General features: G+C 68.0%; 19 protein-coding genes. 12 read left to right on the top strand and 7 right to left on the bottom strand.

Annotation, left to right across the window (positions count from 1 at the left end):
• The first annotated feature begins 22 nt into the window (after positions 1–22).
• From QQK83_RS10635 to QQK83_RS10605, 7 genes are all read left to right on the top strand, one after another.
• The gene (locus QQK83_RS10635; protein ID WP_284264081.1) at positions 23–787 is read left to right on the top strand and encodes a methyltransferase domain-containing protein; all 765 of its coding nucleotides are present in this window, start codon (positions 23–25) and stop codon (positions 785–787) included.
• 312 nt (positions 788–1,099) lie between these two features.
• Entirely contained in the window at positions 1,100–1,660 is a 561-nt protein-coding gene (locus QQK83_RS10630) for a F0F1 ATP synthase subunit delta (protein ID WP_284264079.1), read from the top strand.
• Position 1,661: 1 nt separating this feature from the next.
• Complete coding sequence (atpA, locus tag QQK83_RS10625) at positions 1,662–3,200, top strand: F0F1 ATP synthase subunit alpha (protein ID WP_284264077.1); 1,539 nt, start codon at positions 1,662–1,664, stop codon at positions 3,198–3,200.
• Positions 3,201–3,212: 12 nt separating this feature from the next.
• The gene (locus QQK83_RS10620) at positions 3,213–4,094 is read left to right on the top strand and encodes a F0F1 ATP synthase subunit gamma (RefSeq protein ID WP_284264076.1); all 882 of its coding nucleotides are present in this window, start codon (positions 3,213–3,215) and stop codon (positions 4,092–4,094) included.
• Between the two features lie 18 nt (positions 4,095–4,112).
• Positions 4,113–5,537, top strand: coding sequence for a F0F1 ATP synthase subunit beta (atpD, locus tag QQK83_RS10615; RefSeq protein WP_284264074.1), 1,425 nt, complete (start codon positions 4,113–4,115; stop codon positions 5,535–5,537).
• Between the two features lie 82 nt (positions 5,538–5,619).
• Positions 5,620–6,042, top strand: coding sequence for a F0F1 ATP synthase subunit epsilon (locus QQK83_RS10610; RefSeq protein ID WP_284264072.1), 423 nt, complete (start codon positions 5,620–5,622; stop codon positions 6,040–6,042).
• 150 nt (positions 6,043–6,192) lie between these two features.
• Positions 6,193–6,543, top strand: a complete 351-nt coding sequence (locus QQK83_RS10605) for an H-type lectin domain-containing protein (protein ID WP_284264051.1) — start codon at positions 6,193–6,195, stop codon at positions 6,541–6,543.
• 125 nt (positions 6,544–6,668) lie between these two features.
• Here QQK83_RS10605 and QQK83_RS10600 read toward each other — a convergent pair whose 3' ends face one another.
• Positions 6,669–7,229, bottom strand: a complete 561-nt coding sequence (locus QQK83_RS10600; RefSeq protein WP_284264050.1) for a peptidoglycan-binding domain-containing protein — start codon at positions 7,227–7,229, stop codon at positions 6,669–6,671.
• 76 nt (positions 7,230–7,305) lie between these two features.
• Positions 7,306–7,686 carry an OB-fold nucleic acid binding domain-containing protein gene (locus QQK83_RS10595; protein WP_284264048.1) on the bottom strand — a complete coding sequence of 127 codons (381 nt, stop codon included), beginning with the start codon at positions 7,684–7,686 and terminating at the stop codon, positions 7,306–7,308.
• A gap of 125 nt (positions 7,687–7,811) precedes the next feature.
• Between QQK83_RS10595 and QQK83_RS10590 the strand changes: the two genes are divergently transcribed.
• From QQK83_RS10590 to aspS, 3 genes are all read left to right on the top strand, one after another.
• A complete protein-coding gene (locus tag QQK83_RS10590; RefSeq protein WP_284264046.1) occupies positions 7,812–8,135 on the top strand; it encodes a 2Fe-2S iron-sulfur cluster-binding protein in 324 nt (107 codons plus the stop codon).
• A 140-nt stretch (positions 8,136–8,275) separates the two neighbouring features.
• Positions 8,276–9,004, top strand: coding sequence for an FG-GAP repeat domain-containing protein (locus QQK83_RS10585; RefSeq protein WP_284264044.1), 729 nt, complete (start codon positions 8,276–8,278; stop codon positions 9,002–9,004).
• 163 nt (positions 9,005–9,167) lie between these two features.
• Complete coding sequence (aspS, locus tag QQK83_RS10580; RefSeq protein ID WP_284264042.1) at positions 9,168–10,946, top strand: aspartate--tRNA ligase; 1,779 nt, start codon at positions 9,168–9,170, stop codon at positions 10,944–10,946.
• A 109-nt stretch (positions 10,947–11,055) separates the two neighbouring features.
• Here aspS and QQK83_RS10575 read toward each other — a convergent pair whose 3' ends face one another.
• Positions 11,056–11,763, bottom strand: a complete 708-nt coding sequence (locus QQK83_RS10575; RefSeq protein WP_284264040.1) for a response regulator — start codon at positions 11,761–11,763, stop codon at positions 11,056–11,058.
• A gap of 160 nt (positions 11,764–11,923) precedes the next feature.
• Between QQK83_RS10575 and mce the strand changes: the two genes are divergently transcribed.
• Positions 11,924–12,328: a methylmalonyl-CoA epimerase gene (gene mce, locus QQK83_RS10570; RefSeq protein ID WP_284264038.1), complete on the top strand. Its 405-nt coding sequence runs from the start codon at positions 11,924–11,926 to the stop codon at positions 12,326–12,328.
• The gene (locus QQK83_RS10565) at positions 12,328–12,609 is read left to right on the top strand and encodes a DUF1467 family protein (protein WP_284264036.1); all 282 of its coding nucleotides are present in this window, start codon (positions 12,328–12,330) and stop codon (positions 12,607–12,609) included. The genes mce and QQK83_RS10565 overlap by 1 nt, the downstream gene beginning before the upstream one ends.
• Here the strand turns inward: QQK83_RS10565 and QQK83_RS10560 are convergent.
• The 4 genes from QQK83_RS10560 to QQK83_RS10545 form a co-directional block, all read right to left on the bottom strand.
• Positions 12,578–13,285 carry an EI24 domain-containing protein gene (locus tag QQK83_RS10560; protein ID WP_284264035.1) on the bottom strand — a complete coding sequence of 236 codons (708 nt, stop codon included), beginning with the start codon at positions 13,283–13,285 and terminating at the stop codon, positions 12,578–12,580. The two genes, QQK83_RS10565 and QQK83_RS10560, sit on opposite strands and share 32 nt — an antisense overlap.
• The gene (locus tag QQK83_RS10555; RefSeq protein ID WP_284264033.1) at positions 13,282–13,854 is read right to left on the bottom strand and encodes a nitroreductase family protein; all 573 of its coding nucleotides are present in this window, start codon (positions 13,852–13,854) and stop codon (positions 13,282–13,284) included. The genes QQK83_RS10560 and QQK83_RS10555 overlap by 4 nt, the downstream gene beginning before the upstream one ends.
• 102 nt (positions 13,855–13,956) lie before the next feature.
• Positions 13,957–16,710 (bottom strand): type I DNA topoisomerase, encoded by a 2,754-nt coding sequence (gene topA / locus QQK83_RS10550; protein WP_284264031.1) that lies wholly within the window; start codon positions 16,708–16,710, stop codon positions 13,957–13,959.
• A gap of 172 nt (positions 16,711–16,882) precedes the next feature.
• Positions 16,883–17,085: DprA-like winged helix domain-containing protein (locus QQK83_RS10545; RefSeq protein ID WP_465250985.1), on the bottom strand; the 203-nt coding region annotated here is incomplete at its 5' end.

The following is a 17,085-nucleotide window of genomic DNA, read 5'->3' as shown; positions in this document are numbered from 1 at the left end:
TCCCAGCGATCAACGTAGTGCAATGCATCTCGACGTCACCGATCTGCGCCAATTCTATTACCGCACGCGGCTTGGGCGCATCGCGCAAAAGGCGGTGCGCGACCGGATGCTCGCGCTCTGGCCCGAGGCGCAGGGGCAGACCGTCGTGGGCTTCGGCTTTGCCGTGCCGCTGTTGCGCCCCTACCTCGCCGAGGCGCGGCGCGTCGTCGGCCTGATGCCGGCCGAACAGGGCGTCATGCCCTGGCCCGCGGGGCTGGAGAATGTCTCGGCGCTCTGCCGCGAAGGCCTGTGGCCACTGCCCACCGGGATCGCCGACAAGATCGTGTGCCTGCACGGGCTGGAGACCTCGGAACATCCGACCTCGGTGCTCGAGGAATGCGCCCGTGTGCTGGGGCCGGGGGGCAAGGCGCTGTTCGTGGTGCCGAACCGGTCGGGCCTCTGGGCGCGGCGGGATGCGACGCCCTTCGGCTTCGGGCGGCCCTATTCGCTGGGCCAACTGGAGACGCAGATGAAGCGGCACAATTTCATGCCCGAGCGGCACGCCGCGGCGCTCTTCGCGCCCCCCTCCGAGCGGCGCTTCTGGCTGCGCTCGGCCGACGTGGTCGAGAAGATGGGCGCGAAATTGAGCAGTTATTACGCCGGGGGCGTGATCCTGCTGGAAGTGTCAAAGCGCGTTCACGCGCCCACGCGGCCGGGCCTTGCCGAACGGGTGCGCCAGCCACTGAAGATCCTCGAAGGGGCCCCGGCGCCGGTCGGTGCGGGCGCAAGCAACCGCCACCGCGATTGAATCGAGGGATAACAACGGGTTGGTCGCGCCAACGCGCGCCGATGCCTGTCGCAAGAATCGTGGCGCGGGGCCGGGCAAAGCGTCGCAAGGCCAAGCTTCAAAGCGTCGCATATTTGGGCAGAGAAGCTTGCCCCTTGTTTTGGAAGGATTTTCCTTGCGCGCCGCTACGGTCTATCGCGGTTGCAGCATTGCGGGGGCTCTGCTACATGGGCCGCGATTTATGGGAAATTGGCTGCCATCCGCTGCCGAAAACGAGACGCCCGGGGGCGCGACTTGCGCCCTGCCGGGATACCTATGTGAGAAAGGGTGGACGTGAGCGAACCTGCTTCAATCTCGACCGGCATTGCCGCGCGTTACGCGACCGCGATGTTTGATCTGGCCGAAGAAGAGGGCGCTCTCGCCGCGCTCGAAAGCGATGTGGTGGCCCTCGAGGGGGCACTGGCCGAAAGCGCGGACTTGCGCGACGTCATCACCTCGCCGCTCTATGGGCGCGACGCGTCGGCCGCGGCCATGGGCAAGGTCGCCGAGGCGATGGGCCTTGGCGCGATCACCGGCAACACGCTGCGGCTGATGGCGCAGAAACGTCGCCTGTTCGTGCTGCCCGCGATGCTGCGCGCGCTGCGCGAGAAGATCGCCGAGCACAAGGGCGAGATCACGGCCGATGTCGTCTCGGCCAAGGCGCTGACCAAGACGCAGGCCGAAAAGCTTGCCGCGACGCTCAAGGCGTCGGTCGGCCGTGATGTGAAACTGAATGCGACCGTCGATGAAAGCCTCATCGGCGGTCTTGTCGTCAAGGTTGGCTCCCGCATGATCGACACCTCGATCAAGGCGAAGCTCAACGCACTCCAGAACACGATGAAAGAGGTCGGTTAAGATGGCGATCCAAGCTGCAGAAATCTCTGCGATCCTCAAGGACCAGATCAAGAATTTCGGACAGGACGCCGAAGTGGCCGAAGTCGGCCGCGTGCTGTCGGTGGGTGACGGTATCGCCCGCGTCTACGGCCTCGACAACGTGCAGGCCGGCGAGATGGTGGAATTCCCCGGCGGCATCCGCGGCATGGCGCTGAACCTCGAAGCCGACAACGTCGGCGTCGTGATCTTCGGCTCGGACCGCGAGATCAAGGAAGGCGACACCGTCAAGCGCACGAACTCGATCGTGGACGTTCCCGCCGGTGACGCGCTGCTGGGTCGCGTCGTCGACGGTCTCGGCAACCCGCTGGACGGCAAGGGCCCGATCGCGGCCACCGAGCGTCGCGTCGCCGACGTCAAGGCACCGGGCATCATCCCGCGCAAGTCGGTTCACGAGCCGATGGCGACCGGCCTAAAGGCCATCGACGCCATGATCCCGATCGGCCGCGGCCAGCGCGAGCTGATCATCGGCGACCGCCAGACCGGCAAGACCGCCGTGGCGCTCGACACGATCCTGAACCAGAAGGTCTACAACGAGCGCGCGGGCGACGACGAGAGCAAGAAGCTCTACTGCGTCTATGTCGCCGTGGGTCAGAAGCGCTCGACCGTGGCGCAGCTGGTGAAGAAGCTCGAGGAAACCGGCGCGATGGAATACTCCATCGTCGTGGCCGCAACCGCATCCGACCCCGCGCCGATGCAGTTCCTGGCCCCCTACGCCGCGACCGCGATGGCGGAATACTTCCGCGACAACGGCCGTCACGCGCTGATCATCTACGATGACCTGTCGAAGCAGGCCGTTGCCTATCGCCAGATGTCGCTCCTGCTGCGCCGCCCGCCGGGCCGCGAGGCTTATCCGGGCGACGTGTTCTACCTCCACTCCCGCCTGCTGGAGCGGTCGGCCAAGCTGAACGAGGACAACGGCTCGGGTTCGCTGACGGCTCTGCCGGTCATCGAGACGCAGGGCGGCGACGTGTCGGCCTTCATCCCGACCAACGTGATCTCGATCACCGACGGCCAGATCTTCCTCGAGACCGAACTGTTCTTCCAGGGCATCCGCCCTGCCGTGAACACCGGTCTGTCGGTCTCCCGCGTGGGCTCGTCCGCGCAGACCAACGCGATGAAGTCGGTCGCGGGCTCGGTGAAGCTGGAGCTGGCGCAGTACCGTGAAATGGCGGCCTTCGCGCAGTTCGGCTCGGACCTCGACGCCGCCACCCAGCGCCTGCTGAACCGTGGTGCGCGCCTGACCGAGCTGATGAAGCAGCCGCAGTATTCGCCGCTGACCAACGCGGAGATCGTCTGCGTGATCTTTGCCGGCATCAACGGCTACCTCGACAAGCTGCCCGTCGGTGACGTCGGCCGCTTCGAGCGTGGTCTCGTGACCTTCCTGCGCTCCAAGAAGCAGGACGTTCTCGACTGGATCACCAACGAGGACCCCAAGATCAAGGGCGACGCCGCGGACAAGATCAAGGCTGCACTCGACGAATACGCCGCCGATTTCGCCTGAGGGGTCTGACAGATGCCCAATCTCAAGGACCTCAAGAACCGGATCGCGTCGGTCAAGTCGACCCGCAAGATCACCAAGGCGATGCAGATGGTCGCCGCCGCGAAACTGCGCCGGGCGCAGGACGCGGCGGAGATGGCGCGCCCCTACGCGGAAAAGATGGAGGCCGTCATGTCCGGCCTCGCCCGCGCCGTGGGCGACAGCGAGGGGGCACCGCGCCTTCTGGCGGGAACCGGCAAATCGGACGTGCACCTGCTGGTCGTCATGACCGCGGAACGCGGCCTGTGCGGCGGTTTCAACTCGTCGATCGTGAAGCTGGCGCGCACGCGCATCTCCGAGCTTTTGCGCGACGGCAAGACGGTCAAGATCCTGACCGTCGGCAAGAAGGGCCGTGAGCAGCTCAAGCGCGACCATGCCGACAAGTTCGTCGGCCATGTCGATCTGAGCGAGGTCAAGCGCCTCGGCTATGCCGATGCCGCGGGTATCGCTTCGGACGTTCTGGGCCGCTTCGACGCGGGCGAGTTCGACGTGGCGACGATCTTCTTCAACCGCTTCCAGTCGGTGATCAGCCAGATCCCGACCGCGACGCAGGTGATCCCGGCGCAGTTCGACACGGCCGAGGATGCAGGCGAAGATACCGGCCCGCTCTACGACTACGAACCCTCGGAAGAAGCGGTTCTGGAAGACCTGCTGCCGCGTGGCGTGGCGACCCAGATCTTCACCGCGCTCCTGGAAAACGCCGCCTCGGAGCAGGGCGCGCGCATGTCCGCCATGGACAACGCGACCCGCAACGCGGGCGACATGATCGAGCGGCTGACGATCGAATACAACCGTTCGCGTCAGGCCGTCATCACCAACGAGCTGATCGAAATCATCTCGGGCGCCGAAGCGCTCTAAGAACCGGAGACACGACACATGGCAAATGAAGTCGGAAAAATCACCCAGGTCATCGGCGCCGTCTGCGACGTGCAGTTCGACGGCCACCTGCCCGAGATCCTGAACGCGCTCGAGACCGACAACAACGGCAAGCGCCTGGTTCTCGAGGTCGCGCAGCACCTCGGCGAGGGCACCGTGCGTTGCATCGCAATGGACGCGACCGAGGGCCTCGTGCGCGGCCAGTCGGTCAACGACACCGGCAAGCCGATCTCGGTTCCGGTGGGGTCGGCCACGCTGGGCCGCATCCTCAACGTCGTGGGCGAGCCCGTGGACGAAGGCGGCCCGGTCGAGGCGGATGAATACCGCTCGATCCACCAGCCCGCGCCCGAGTTCAACGACCAGTCCACCGAGTCCGAGATCCTCGTGACCGGCATCAAGGTGGTTGATCTGCTGGCCCCCTACGCGAAGGGCGGCAAGATCGGCCTCTTCGGCGGTGCCGGCGTGGGCAAGACGGTTCTGATCATGGAACTGATCAACAACATCGCCAAGGTGCACTCGGGCTATTCCGTGTTCGCCGGTGTGGGTGAGCGGACCCGCGAGGGCAACGACCTCTACCACGAGATGATCGAGTCGAACGTGATCAAGCCCGACAACCTGGCCGACAGCCAGGTGGCGCTGGTCTACGGCCAGATGAACGAACCGCCGGGCGCACGTGCGCGCGTCGCGCTGACCGGCCTGACGCTGGCCGAGCAGTTCCGCGATGCCTCGGGCACCGACGTTCTGTTCTTCGTCGACAACATCTTCCGCTTCACGCAGGCGGGCTCCGAGGTGTCGGCGCTTCTGGGTCGTATCCCCTCGGCCGTGGGCTACCAGCCGACGCTGGCCACCGACATGGGCCAGATGCAGGAACGCATCACCTCGACCAAGGCCGGCTCGATCACCTCGATCCAGGCCGTCTACGTTCCCGCGGACGACCTTACCGACCCGGCACCGGCCACGACCTTCGCCCACCTCGACGCCACGACCGTTCTGTCGCGCGCCATCTCCGAGCTGGGCATCTACCCGGCCGTGGACCCGCTGGACAGCACATCGCGCCTGATGGACCCGCAGATCGTGGGTGAAGAGCACTACCAGGTCGCCCGTGACGTGCAGGGTATCCTCCAGCGCTACAAGTCGCTGCAGGACATCATCGCCATCCTCGGGATGGACGAACTGTCGGAAGAGGACAAGCTGACCGTGGCCCGCGCCCGGAAGATCCAGCGCTTCCTTTCGCAGCCCTTCGACGTGGCCAAGGTCTTCACCGGTTCGGACGGCGTGCAGGTTCCGCTTGACGTCACGATCGCGTCCTTCAAGGCCGTGGTCGCGGGCGAATACGACCACCTCCCCGAGGCGGCCTTCTACATGGTCGGCGGCATCGAGGACGTGATCGCCAAGGCCGAACGCATGGCGGCCGAAGCCGCGTAACGCAATGGTGGGTTGCCCCCATCCTACGGCACAGCGCGCGTAGGGTCGGGGCAACCCACCACCCGCCAAAGGAGAGCCGCGAATGGCTGCGAAGATGCAATTCGATCTGGTCTCGCCCGAGCGGCGTCTTGCCTCGCTCGAGGTGGAGGCCGTGCAGATCCCCGGCACCGACGGGGACATGACGGCGATGGCGGATCACGCGCCGATGATCACCACGCTGCGCCCCGGTGTCCTGCGGGTCGACGGTGCGGGGTCGGGGGCCGAGACCGCCTATTTCGTGACCGGCGGCTTCGCCGATGTCGCGGGCCCCTCGGTCACGGTTCTGGCCGAGCGTGCCCTGCCGGTCAGCGAAGTGACCGCCGAGATCATGGACGGCTTCATTGCCGAGGCCCGTGCCGCCCATGACAAGGCCCGCGCCGCAAGCGACGCACCGGACACGGCGGCCGATGCCGCGGCGAAGCTTCTCGCCGACATGGAGGCCGCAAAGGGCCACATGCTGGGCTGAGCATCGCCTTTCGGACGTTGGATCGGCCCCTGCAGCACGCTGCGGGGGCCTTTTTCGTGGCCAAACCCGCGGTTTTGCCGCTATGTCTCCACGGAACCGGCCAAAACACCCGGTATAAGGTCGGACCGTGCAGGACGAACAAGACAGCGCATGAAACGCCTCAGTCATCATCTGATCGGAGCCGAGCAGGGCTCGTTGGTCCTGTTCAGCGATTTCGAGGACAATGGCCCGATGTGGACGGGCGAGGGCCCGCGCGAGGTGCGCCGCACCGTGCAGTTCTCCGAGGCGTTTCGCGCCGCCCCCATGGTGACGGTCGGGATCTCCATGTGGGACACCGGCGGCGACACGAACCAGCGCGCCGACCTGCGGGCCGAGGCGGTGACCGCCGAGCGGTTCGAGCTGGTTTTCCGCACATGGGGCGACAGCCGCGTCGCCCGCATCCGCGCGGACTGGATGGCCCTGGGAGAGCTCGCAGGCGGGGACGACTGGCAGCTGTATTGAGCTGCCCCAGCCCCGGCGGACCATGTCCGAGGGGCGGACAAGCACCACCGCGGGCCCGGCACCGGGGCGTTTGTCGCCGCCTGTTCGAGGCGACAGCACCGGGTCCGGCTGCGGCGCGACAGACCTCAGCCGCCGCTGTCGCCCGCCGCGAGTTCGGGGTTCCACAGGGCCAGCCCCAGCTGTCGCGCCGCGGCCAGCGACAGGATCTCGCTGTCCAGCCCCTGCGGGGCCTGGAAATCATGCACCGCGCGCAGGGTGCGCCGGTTCATCACCCCCGTCGCGGGACCGAGGTAAAGCCCCCGCACCGCAAGCGCGCGCTGCACCGAGGCGATGAACTCGGGGTCGCCCCGCTGCAGCTGGCAGGGGATCTCGAACCACAGCTCGCGCCGTTCCTCGACGATGCGCTGCTGGGTCTCGGTCACGAAGACCGCGGGCTCGCGCACGCTGCCGTCGCTGGCGACCTGCGGCGGCTGGAGCATCACCTGCTCGGTCACGGTCTCGATCACCGCGGGCGTGGATTCGTTGGCGTAGCAGGCGCTCGGGTCTGCATCCGGCGGCCCCGCCCCGCGGGTGACCTCGATCGCACCCTCGCTGACCCGCACCGGCACCACGAAGGCATTCCGCTCGGAGGCCGGCACGCAGGCCGACAGGGCCGCGAGACCGGCCAGAAGGATCATGAAACGCATGGACTGCCCGTCCTGCCTGTCTTGTTGTTCCGGGCAGGATACACGGGTTTCCCGCTTCGGGAAAGCGCGGGCTTGGTCAGGGCTGATCGGCCGCGCGCGTCGGTTCGTGCAGGCGGACAAGTTCGTCCAGCATCTCCGAGATGTCCTCGACCACTTCGGCGACCACATGGGTGACGCCCGACTGCCGCTGCACCCGCCCCGTCACCCGCAAAAGCCGCCCCGCGATCACCGCGCGGCGGAAGCGCTGGTAGATCTTCTGCCACACGACCACGTTGCAGACCCCGAACTCGTCCTCGAGCGTGACGAAGATCACCCCCTTGGCCGTGCCCGGCCGTTGCCGCACCAGCACAAGCCCCGCCACGGCCACCCGCGCCCCCTCGGGCGGCAGGTGCAGCAGGTGATGCGGCAGGCACGCGGGCGGGCGCGGCCATGCGGGGGGGTAAAGGGCGGGCTCCATGGTGAACGAATGTAGAACATAACGACATCCGCGCAAGCCCGGCAATTCGGGCTGGAAAGCGCGGGGCGCGCATATTACCTACAGCCGCACGCGCGCAGGCGGCCCAGGATCAGGAAAGGCAAGAGATGGCGAAGATCACCTATATCGAGCACAACGGAACCGAACATGTGGTCGAGGTGCCCAACGGTCTGACCGTGATGGAAGGCGCCCGCGACAACAACATCCCCGGCATCGAGGCCGATTGCGGCGGGGCCTGCGCCTGTTCCACCTGCCATGTCTATGTCCATCCCGACTGGGTCGCCAGGCTGCCCGGCATCGACCCGATGGAAGAGGACATGCTGGAATTCGCCTACCAGCCCGACGCGACGCGCTCGCGGCTGACCTGCCAGCTCAAGGTCTCGGACGCGCTCGACGGTCTCGTCGTGCAGATGCCCGAAAAGCAGATCTGATCCAACCGCCGATGGCGCCGCGCGATCCGTTGCGCACCTGTCCAGGGCTCGCCCGCGGCGCAGGTCTGGCGTCGGGCCTGTGGCTGGCGGGGGCCCTAACCGCGGCGGCCTGCCAGGCCCCGCCGTGGCAGGGCCCGGCGATGGACGGGTCGCTGACCCGCGTCGCCGCGCAGGACGGCCCCGTCGCCGCCTGGTTCGAAGACCCCACCACGCGCTACGCGCATGCCGTGCTGGGCGACGGCATCGAGGCCGGAACGCTGGCCGTGCAGACCGCCCCCGCGCCCGACTGCCGCGTCGCCCGGATCACCCTGCCACCGACCGAGGTCTTCGAGGATATCGCTCCCCGCCTCGCCGATCTCGACGGCGACGGCAGGGCCGAGGTCATCGCCGTCCACAGCCACCGGGACCGCGGCGCGCGGCTCGCCGTCTTTGCGGTCACACCTGACGGCAGCGCGCTCCAGCTTGCCGCGGCCACGCCGCATATCGGCCGCGCGCACCGCTGGCTCGCGCCCGTCGGCGCAGCCGATCTTGACGGGGACGGCGCGATCGAGATCGCCTATGTCGACCGCCCCCACCTCGCCCGCACCCTGCGCGTCTGGCGTTATCTGCCCGAGGGGACGGGGACGGGGCCGGGGCAGGGCAGGCTGACCGAGGTCGCGGCCCTCGAGGGGCTGACCAACCACCGCATCGGCGAGGCTTTCATCTCGGGCGGCCTGCGCGACTGCGGCGCGGGCCCCGAGATCATCACCGCCGACGCCACGTGGTCCCGCGTGATGGCCACCCGCCTCGAGGGCACCACCCTCACCACCCGCCCCCTCGGCCCGTGGAACGCCACCACCGCCGCCGCCGCGCTGGCTTGTCGCCACTGACCGCCCGTCGACCTTGACGCGCGCGCCCTGCCTTCATCTTTCCCAAAATACGCATGTCCCACGGTGCCGCCAGCCTTGCCGCCGGGGTTGACTTCACCGCCTGCCGACGCTCTATCGGCGCGACGCCAGACCCGAGCCGAGACACCCAGAAAAGGGACCGCCCATGCACGCCTTCCGCAGCCACACCTGCGCCGCCCTGACCGCCGCCCATACCGGCGAAACCGTCCGCCTGTCGGGCTGGGTCCATCGCCGGCGCGACCACGGCGGCGTGATCTTCATCGACCTGCGCGACCATTACGGCATCACGCAGGTGCTCTGCGATCCCGACAGCCCGGTCTTTTCGCAGGTGGAAAAGCTGCGCTCCGAATACTGCATCCGCATCGACGGCATCGTGAAGGCGCGCGCGCCCGAGCTGGTGAACCCCAAGCTGCCCACCGGCGAGATCGAGGTCTTCATCCGCGACATGGAGATCCTCGGCGGCGTTTCGGGCGACCTGCCGCTGCAGGTCTTCGGCGACCAGGACTACCCCGAGGAAACGCGCCTGAAATACCGCTACCTCGACCTGCGCCGCGAAGGGATGCAGGCGAACATGACGCTGCGCTCGGACGTGGTCGCCTCGATCCGCCGCCGGATGTGGGACATCGGCTTCCGCGAATACCAGACGCCGATCATCACCGCCTCTTCGCCCGAGGGCGCGCGCGACTTCCTTGTGCCGTCGCGGCTGCATCCCGGCAAGTTCTACGCCCTGCCGCAGGCGCCGCAGCAGTTCAAACAGCTCCTGATGGTGTCGGGCTTCGACCGCTATTTCCAGATCGCGCCCTGTTTCCGCGACGAGGACCCCCGCGCCGACCGCTCGCCCACCGATTTCTACCAGCTCGACCTCGAGATGTCCTTCGTCGAGCAGGAGGACGTCTTCGCCACGATCGAACCGGTGCTGAAGGGCCTGTTCGAGGAATTCGGCAAGGGGCGCAGCGTCGACAAGGTCTGGCCGCGCATCTCCTACCGCGAGGCGGCGCTGAAATACGGCACCGACAAGCCCGACCTGCGCAACCCGATCGAGATGCAGGTCGTGTCCGAGCATTTCGCGGGCTCGGGCTTTGCGATCTTCGCGCGCATCCTCGAGCAGGACGGCACCGAGGTCCGCGCGATCCCCGCGCCCGGCGGCGGCAGCCGCAAGTTCTGCGACCGGATGAACGCCTGGGCGCAGAAAGAGGGCCTGCCGGGGATGGGCTACATCTTCTGGCGTGACGGCGATGACGGGCTGGAGGCGGCGGGGCCGCTGGCCAAGAACATCGGCCCCGAGCGGACCGAGGCGATCCGCCAGCAGCTTGGCCTGAAGTCCGGCGATGCGGCCTTCTTCCTCGCCGGCAAGCCGGCCGAGTTCGAAGGCATCGCGGGCCGCGCCCGGACCGAGATCGGGCAGGCGCTGGACCTGATCGACGAGAGCCGCTTTGCCTTTGCGTGGATCGTCGACTTCCCGATGTACGAGAAGGACGCGGAGACGGGCCGCGTCGATTTCAGCCACAACCCCTTCTCGATGCCGCAGGGCGGGCTGGACGCGCTCTCGGGCGATCCGCTCGAGGTGCTGGGCTACCAGTATGACCTCGCCTGCAACGGTTACGAGCTGGTGTCGGGCGCGATCCGGAACCACAAGCCCGAGATCATGTTCAAGGCCTTCGAGCTTGCCGGTTATGGCGAGGACGAGGTGCGCAAGCGCTTCGGCGGCATGGTCAACGCCTTCCAGTATGGCGCACCGCCGCATGGCGGCTGCGCGGCGGGGATCGACCGGATCGTGATGATCCTTGCGGGCACATCGAACATCCGCGAGGTCATCCTGTTCCCGATGAACCAACGGGCCGAAGACCTGATGATGAGTGCGCCCTCCGAGCCGACGAGCGATCAGCTGATGGAACTGGGCCTGCGCGTCATTCCGCAGGATTGATCCACAGGTTATCCACAGCCTGTTCGATTTCTGACAGGATCAGGGGCCAAGCCGCGGGTTTGGCCCCTTTTCTTGTCCATATTTGAATGCATGGCCGTAGCCCCGCCCGTCACATCGCCACCGGCATTGCGCCCAGCCGTTGCGACAGGAACGCCCTGAGCCCCGACTTGTCGCCGGCGCTGAACGGCTCCGACATCCGTTCGGCGCGGTCGGCCAGCCCCTCGTCCCGCGCGCTGCGCGCAAGGCCCAGCAGGAAGCGGCGCAGGTAGCCCACCGGCGGCGCGTCGAGCGCCAGCAGGTCCATGGCGTGACCAAGATCCTCCCGGTAGGCGAGGATGTCGGGGGTCGGCGCCGTGGTCTCGGCCGCGTGGAGGGGCTTGGCCATCATCTCGGGCGGCATATGCGCGAGGATCGCGGCCTGGAACCAGGCCAGCGACGTGACGGGCTTGGGCAGGAAACCGTCCGCGCCCGCCGCCAGCATCTCCTCAGCCGCGACATCGGGCTCGGCCCCCGATGTGCCCAGGATGATCGGCACCCGCGGCTGCATCGCCGCCATGCGCGCGACCAGCCCCAGCCCGGACCCGTCCGGCAGGCCAAGGTCCACGATCGCCACCGAGGGGCGATAGACATCGAGATGCCGCTCGGCCGAGGCGACGCAATCGGCCCGCCGGATGCGCGCGCCCGAGCGCAGGCACAACAGGCGCAGCGCCTCCGAGGCGTAGCGGCTGTCTTCCACGACGAGGACGGTCAGCCCGAGCAGCGGCCGCTCGGGCGTCGGGCGCGGCTTGAAGTCGAGATCCGGAACCATGTCATCCATTGCGATAATCCCCCTTGGATGCGGACGAGTCGTGCGATCGACCCGAGTAAAGACCGGTCCGGTTGACAGGCGGTTAACACCGCCCCTGCGGCGCTTCATCTCTTGGCAGGCCTGCCCCTGCGGGCCATATCAGGCCCCGACCACAACAGGAGAAGCGCCCATGATCGGCCGTCTGAACCATGTCGCCATCGCCGTCCCCGACCTCGAGGCCGCCGCCGCGCAATACCGCGACACGCTGGGCGCGCATGTGAACCCGCCCCAGGACGAGCCCGACCACGGCGTCACCGTCGTTTTCATCGAATTGCCGAACACCAAGATCGAGCTGCTCTACCCGCTGGGCGAGAATTCCCCCATCCGCGGTTTTCTCGACAAGAACCCATCGGGCGGCATCCACCATGTCTGCTACGAGGTCGAGGATATCCTGGCCGCGCGCGACAGGCTCAAGGCCGCGGGCGCGCGCGTTCTGGGCGATGGAGAGCCCAAGATCGGCGCGCATGGCAAGCCGGTCCTCTTCCTGCACCCCAAGGATTTCACCGGCACGCTGGTGGAACTGGAGCAGGTCTGATGAACATCGTCACCGGCATCGTGCTTTACGCGCTCATCTGGTTCATGACGCTCTTCATCGTGCTGCAGGTCGGCGTGACCAGCCAGTCCGAGGCGGGCGCGCGGGTCCGCGGCACCCATGGCTCCGCGCCCGAAAACCCGCAGCTCAAGCGCCGTTTCCTTGTCACCACGGGCGTGGCCGCGGCGATCTGGGCAGTGATTGCCTGGATCATCATCGCGGGCGTGATCTCGATCGAGGATATCGACCTGTTCACCCGCTTCGGGCTGGGTGAGCCGCGCTGAGCATGTGGTAAAGGTGCGTGAACACCGCTGCGCCCAGCACGGGCACCAGCAGGTTCACCACCGGGATCGTCAGGGGCACGACCATCAGCACGCCCGCCGCGAACAACACCAGACGGTGCCGCCGCCGGAACGCCCGCGCGCCGGCGGCATCGGTGCGGCGCAGCGCGACCAGCTGGGCGTATTCCCTGCCGAGAAGTAGCCCGTTCACCGCCCAGAACAGCAAGGGCGCGATGGGCGCGAACAGCAGATAGGCCACCAAGGCCAGCAGGTTCACCCCGATCACCACGCCGAGAAACCGCACGCCATCCGCGATCCCCTCGGCCAGCCCGATGCTGCGCGCGGGCGGCAAGCGCGGATAGTGCCGGTCCTCGACCGCATCGGCCACCTGTTCGAGGAAGATGCCCATGAAGGCCGAGGCGACGGGCACCATCAGAAAGACCGACAGCACGAGGAACAGCGGCACCGCCGCCCAGCTCAGCGCTTCGTCGGCCCAGGCGATCTCGCCGATCCAGGGCAGGGTGAAGGCCTCGGGCAAAAGCCAGCCGATCAGCGTGACGAACCCCACGTAGACCGCGACCAGCAGGGCCAGCGTCAGCCCGACGCCCAGACCCACAACCCCCAGGAACCGCCGGTCCGACAGCTGCCCCAGGGCGCGGGAAAAGGCGGTCAGGATCACGTCTCGACCCAGCGGGTGATCGCGTCCAGATCGGGCCGCGGCCGCGCGGCGGGCGCGGCGGTGGGCGTTCCCAGATGCACGAAACCGGCCACGACCTCGGGCGGCTCGATCCCCAGGCCCGCGCGCAGAAACGCCGGGTCGCGGGCCATCCAGCCGGTCAGCCAATGGCCGGCAAAGCCCGCCGCCTGCGCCGCGTTCACAAGGCTCAGACAGGCCAGCGCGGCGGTCTGTTCCTGCTCGATCAGCGGGATGGCGCTGTCGGTGCGCGGGCTGAAGACGACGGCCACGGTCAGGCGTGCATCCTCGAAGGCGGCGGATTGCTTCACCAGCTTGTCGGGGTCGCGCCCCTGCGCGGTGCCGACTTCGCGGGTGACGGCGGCCAGCCGGTCGGACGCGGCGCAACGCAGCACCTCGAAGCGGAAGGGCACGAGCTTGCCATGGTCGGGCACGCGCGCGGCCGCGGTCAGCAGCCGCCGCAGCGTCGCGTCATCGGGGGGCGGGTCCGCGTGCAGGCGCACCGGAACCGAACGGCGGGTCAGAAGAAACTCGAGAAGGTCATGCGTGTCCATAGGGCTCATTTCTGCGCTCGGCGACCGGTAATCAAGCCCCCACCGGCGCCGCCGTGCCGGGCGCGCCGGAGAGGGGGGCAGGGCGCATGACGCCCCCGCGCCTCACTCTGCCTTTTTCGCGGCCGCCTTGGGCTTGGCTGCCGCCTTGGGCTTTGCCGCGGCCTTGGGCTTCGCCGCGGCCTTGGGCTTTGCGGCCGCCTTGGGCTTTGCCTTGGCCTTGCCGCCCTTCGTTGCCTTTTCGGCGATCAGCGCCACGGCCTGCTCCATCGTCAGCGCCTCCGGCTCCACGTCCTTGGGCAAGGTCGCGTTGACCTTGTCCCACTTCACGTAAGGCCCGTAGCGCCCCGACATCACGTTGACCGGCCCGCCATGCTCGGGATGCTCGCCCAGCTCCTTGAGTGGCGCGGCCGCGGCCCCGCGCCCGCCGCGGCCCGCGGCCTTGGCCGCCAGCAACTCGACCGCGCGGTTCATGCCCACGGTCCAGACCTCCTCGACATCGGGCAGGTTGGCATAAAGCGGCTTGGCCGCGTCCTTGGCCTTGTAGCTGACATAAGGGCCGAAGCGCCCGATCGCGGCCTCCACGGGCTGGCCGTCCTCGGGGTGGTCGCCAACGTGGCGCGGCAGGTTCAGAAGCTGCAGCGCCTTGCCGATGTCCATGTCATCCACCGACCAGCCCTTGGGCAGCGAGGCGCGCTTGGGCTTCTTCACCTCTTCGGTGACCTCGCCCAGCTGGACATAAGGGCCAAAGCGCCCGTCGCGCAGCGTGACCGGTTCCGAGGTGTCGGGATCCACGCCCAGCATCTTGCCATCCGGCCCGATCGCCGTGCCGTCATCGCCGTCCGGGTTGGGCGGGCCGAAGGGGCGGGTGTAGCGGCATTCGGGGTAGTTCGAACAGCCGATGAAGGCCCCGCCCGAGCGCGCCGTGCGCATCGACAGTCGCCCTTGCCCGCAGTTGGGGCAAAGCCGCGGGTCGGTGCCGTCGGGGGTGGGCGGGAACAGGTGCGGCTCCAGCACCTCGTTGATCTTCTCCAGCACATCGGTGATGCGCAGCTCGGAGGTTTCCGAGATCGCCGCCGAAAAATCGCGCCAGAACTTGTCCAGCACATCCTTGTAGGCACGCTCGCCCGCGCTGACCTCGTCGAGCTGGTTCTCCAGGTCGGCGGTGAAGTCATATTCCACGTAGCGGCGGAAATAGTTGACCAGGAAGGCCGTCACCAGCCGCCCCTTGTCCTCGGGGATCAGGCGGTTCTTGTCCTTGCGCACGTAGCCGCGCGCGACGATCGTGTCGAGGATGCTGGCATAGGTCGAGGGCCGCCCGATGCCCAGCTCCTCCATCCGCTTGACCAGCGTCGCCTCGGTGTAGCGGGGCGGCGGTTGGGTGAAATGCTGCTGGCCCAGAACCGCGCCATCGGCCGACAGAAGCGCCGCCTCGGATTTGCGCAGATCGCCCTTGGCGTCGGCCTCGACCACCGCGTCGGACTGGCCCGCGAGCTTCGCCCAATCCGCGCTCAAGGCTTGCGCGGCGGGCTTCAGCCGGTCGCCCTGCGTGATCTGCGGCAGGCGGTTGCCGTCCTCGTCCTCGACGTCGTCGCGGCCCTCCTCGTAGACCTTGAGGAACCCGTCGAACAGCACGACCTGCCCCGTCGCGCGCAGCTCGACCTGCCCGTCGGGCGCGCCGATGGTCACGGTGGTCCGCTCCATCCGGGCGGCCTCCATCTGGCTGGCGATGGTGCGCTTCCAGATCAGCTCGTAGAGCTTGCGCTGGTCATCTTCCGACAGGCGGATGTCGCCGGGGGCCTTGGCCATGTCGGTGGGCCGGATGCACTCATGCGCCTCCTGCGCGTTCTTGGCCTTGTTCTTGTACATCCGCGGGTCGGCGGGGACATACTCGGCCCCGTAGCGCGTCTTGATCGTGTCGCGCGCGGCATGGACGGCCTCGGGCGCCATGTCGATGCCGTCGGTCCGCATGTAGGTGATGTGCCCCGCTTCATAGAGGCGCTGCGCCGCGCTCATCGTCTGGCGCGCGCCCATGCCGAACTTGCGGCTCGCCTCCTGCTGGAGGGTGGAGGTCATGAAGGGCGGGGCGGGGTTGCGGCTGGCGGGCTTCGCCTCGACGCTGGTGACCGACAGGGCGCGCGAGGACACCGCCTGCACCGCCAGGCCCGCCTCCACGGCGGTCTTCAGGTCGTAGCGGTCGAGCTTCTTGCCGCGCAGATGCGTCAGCCGTGCCTCGAAGCTCTGGCCCCGCGGCGTCTCGAGCATCGCGCGCACCGACCAGTATTCGGTCGCGCGAAAGGCCTCGATCTCCATCTCGCGGTCGGTGATGATCCGCAGCGCCACCGATTGCACCCGCCCCGCCGATTTCGCACCCGGCAGCTTGCGCCACAGCACGGGCGACAGGTTGAACCCCACGAGGTAATCCAGCGCGCGGCGGGCGAGATAGGCCTCGACCAGTTCCATGTCGACCTGGCGGGGGTTCTTCATCGCCTCGGTGACGGCGGACTTGGTGATCGCGTTGAAGACCACGCGGCTGACGGCGGTGCCCGCCTTGATCGCCTTGCGCTTGGTCAGCGCCTCCTGCAGGTGCCAGCTGATCGCCTCGCCCTCGCGGTCGGGGTCGGTGGCGAGGATGAGCGTGTCGTCATCCTTCAGCGCGTCGGCGATGGCCTTGACGTGTTTCTTGCTGTCGGCGCCCACCTCCCACAGCATCTCGAACCCGTGCTCGGGGTCGACCGATCCATCCTTTGACGGCAGGTCGCGGACATGCCCGTAGGAGGCGAGAACCGTGTAATCGCTGCCGAGATACTTGTTGATTGTCTTGGCCTTGGCAGGCGATTCGACGACGACGACGGGCATGCGGATACGGTCCTCAAAGGGTAAGGGCCCGGGAGGGGGCCTAATGGCGGCGGAACATGTGGGCTGTGCCCCCGGCTTGTCAATGCGTCAGGGGGCGGGGCCACGCCCTCATTTTCAATGAGGATTTTTTCGCTTCGGGTCGGCTTCGGAATGTTGGGTGCGTGACGGCCCGTCAGCTGCGCGAGACGAAACCGCCCGCGCTGCGGGTGATGCGACCGGCCATCTCGAGCACCGCAAGGGCCTGTGCCACGGCGCGCGGCGGGCGGCCGAGATCGCGGATCAGCTGGTCCTCGGCCACGGGTTCCGGGCCGAGCAGCGCAAGGATCGCGCCTTCGTCCCCGCCCTCCGGCACCGGCCTGGCGGCCGCGGCAGCGG

Origin of the sequence: Roseicyclus amphidinii (assembly GCF_030163755.1) — a bacterium.
Taxonomy (GTDB): Bacteria; Pseudomonadota; Alphaproteobacteria; order Rhodobacterales; family Rhodobacteraceae; genus Roseicyclus; species Roseicyclus amphidinii.
This window is presented reverse-complemented; position numbering and strand designations above follow the sequence as displayed.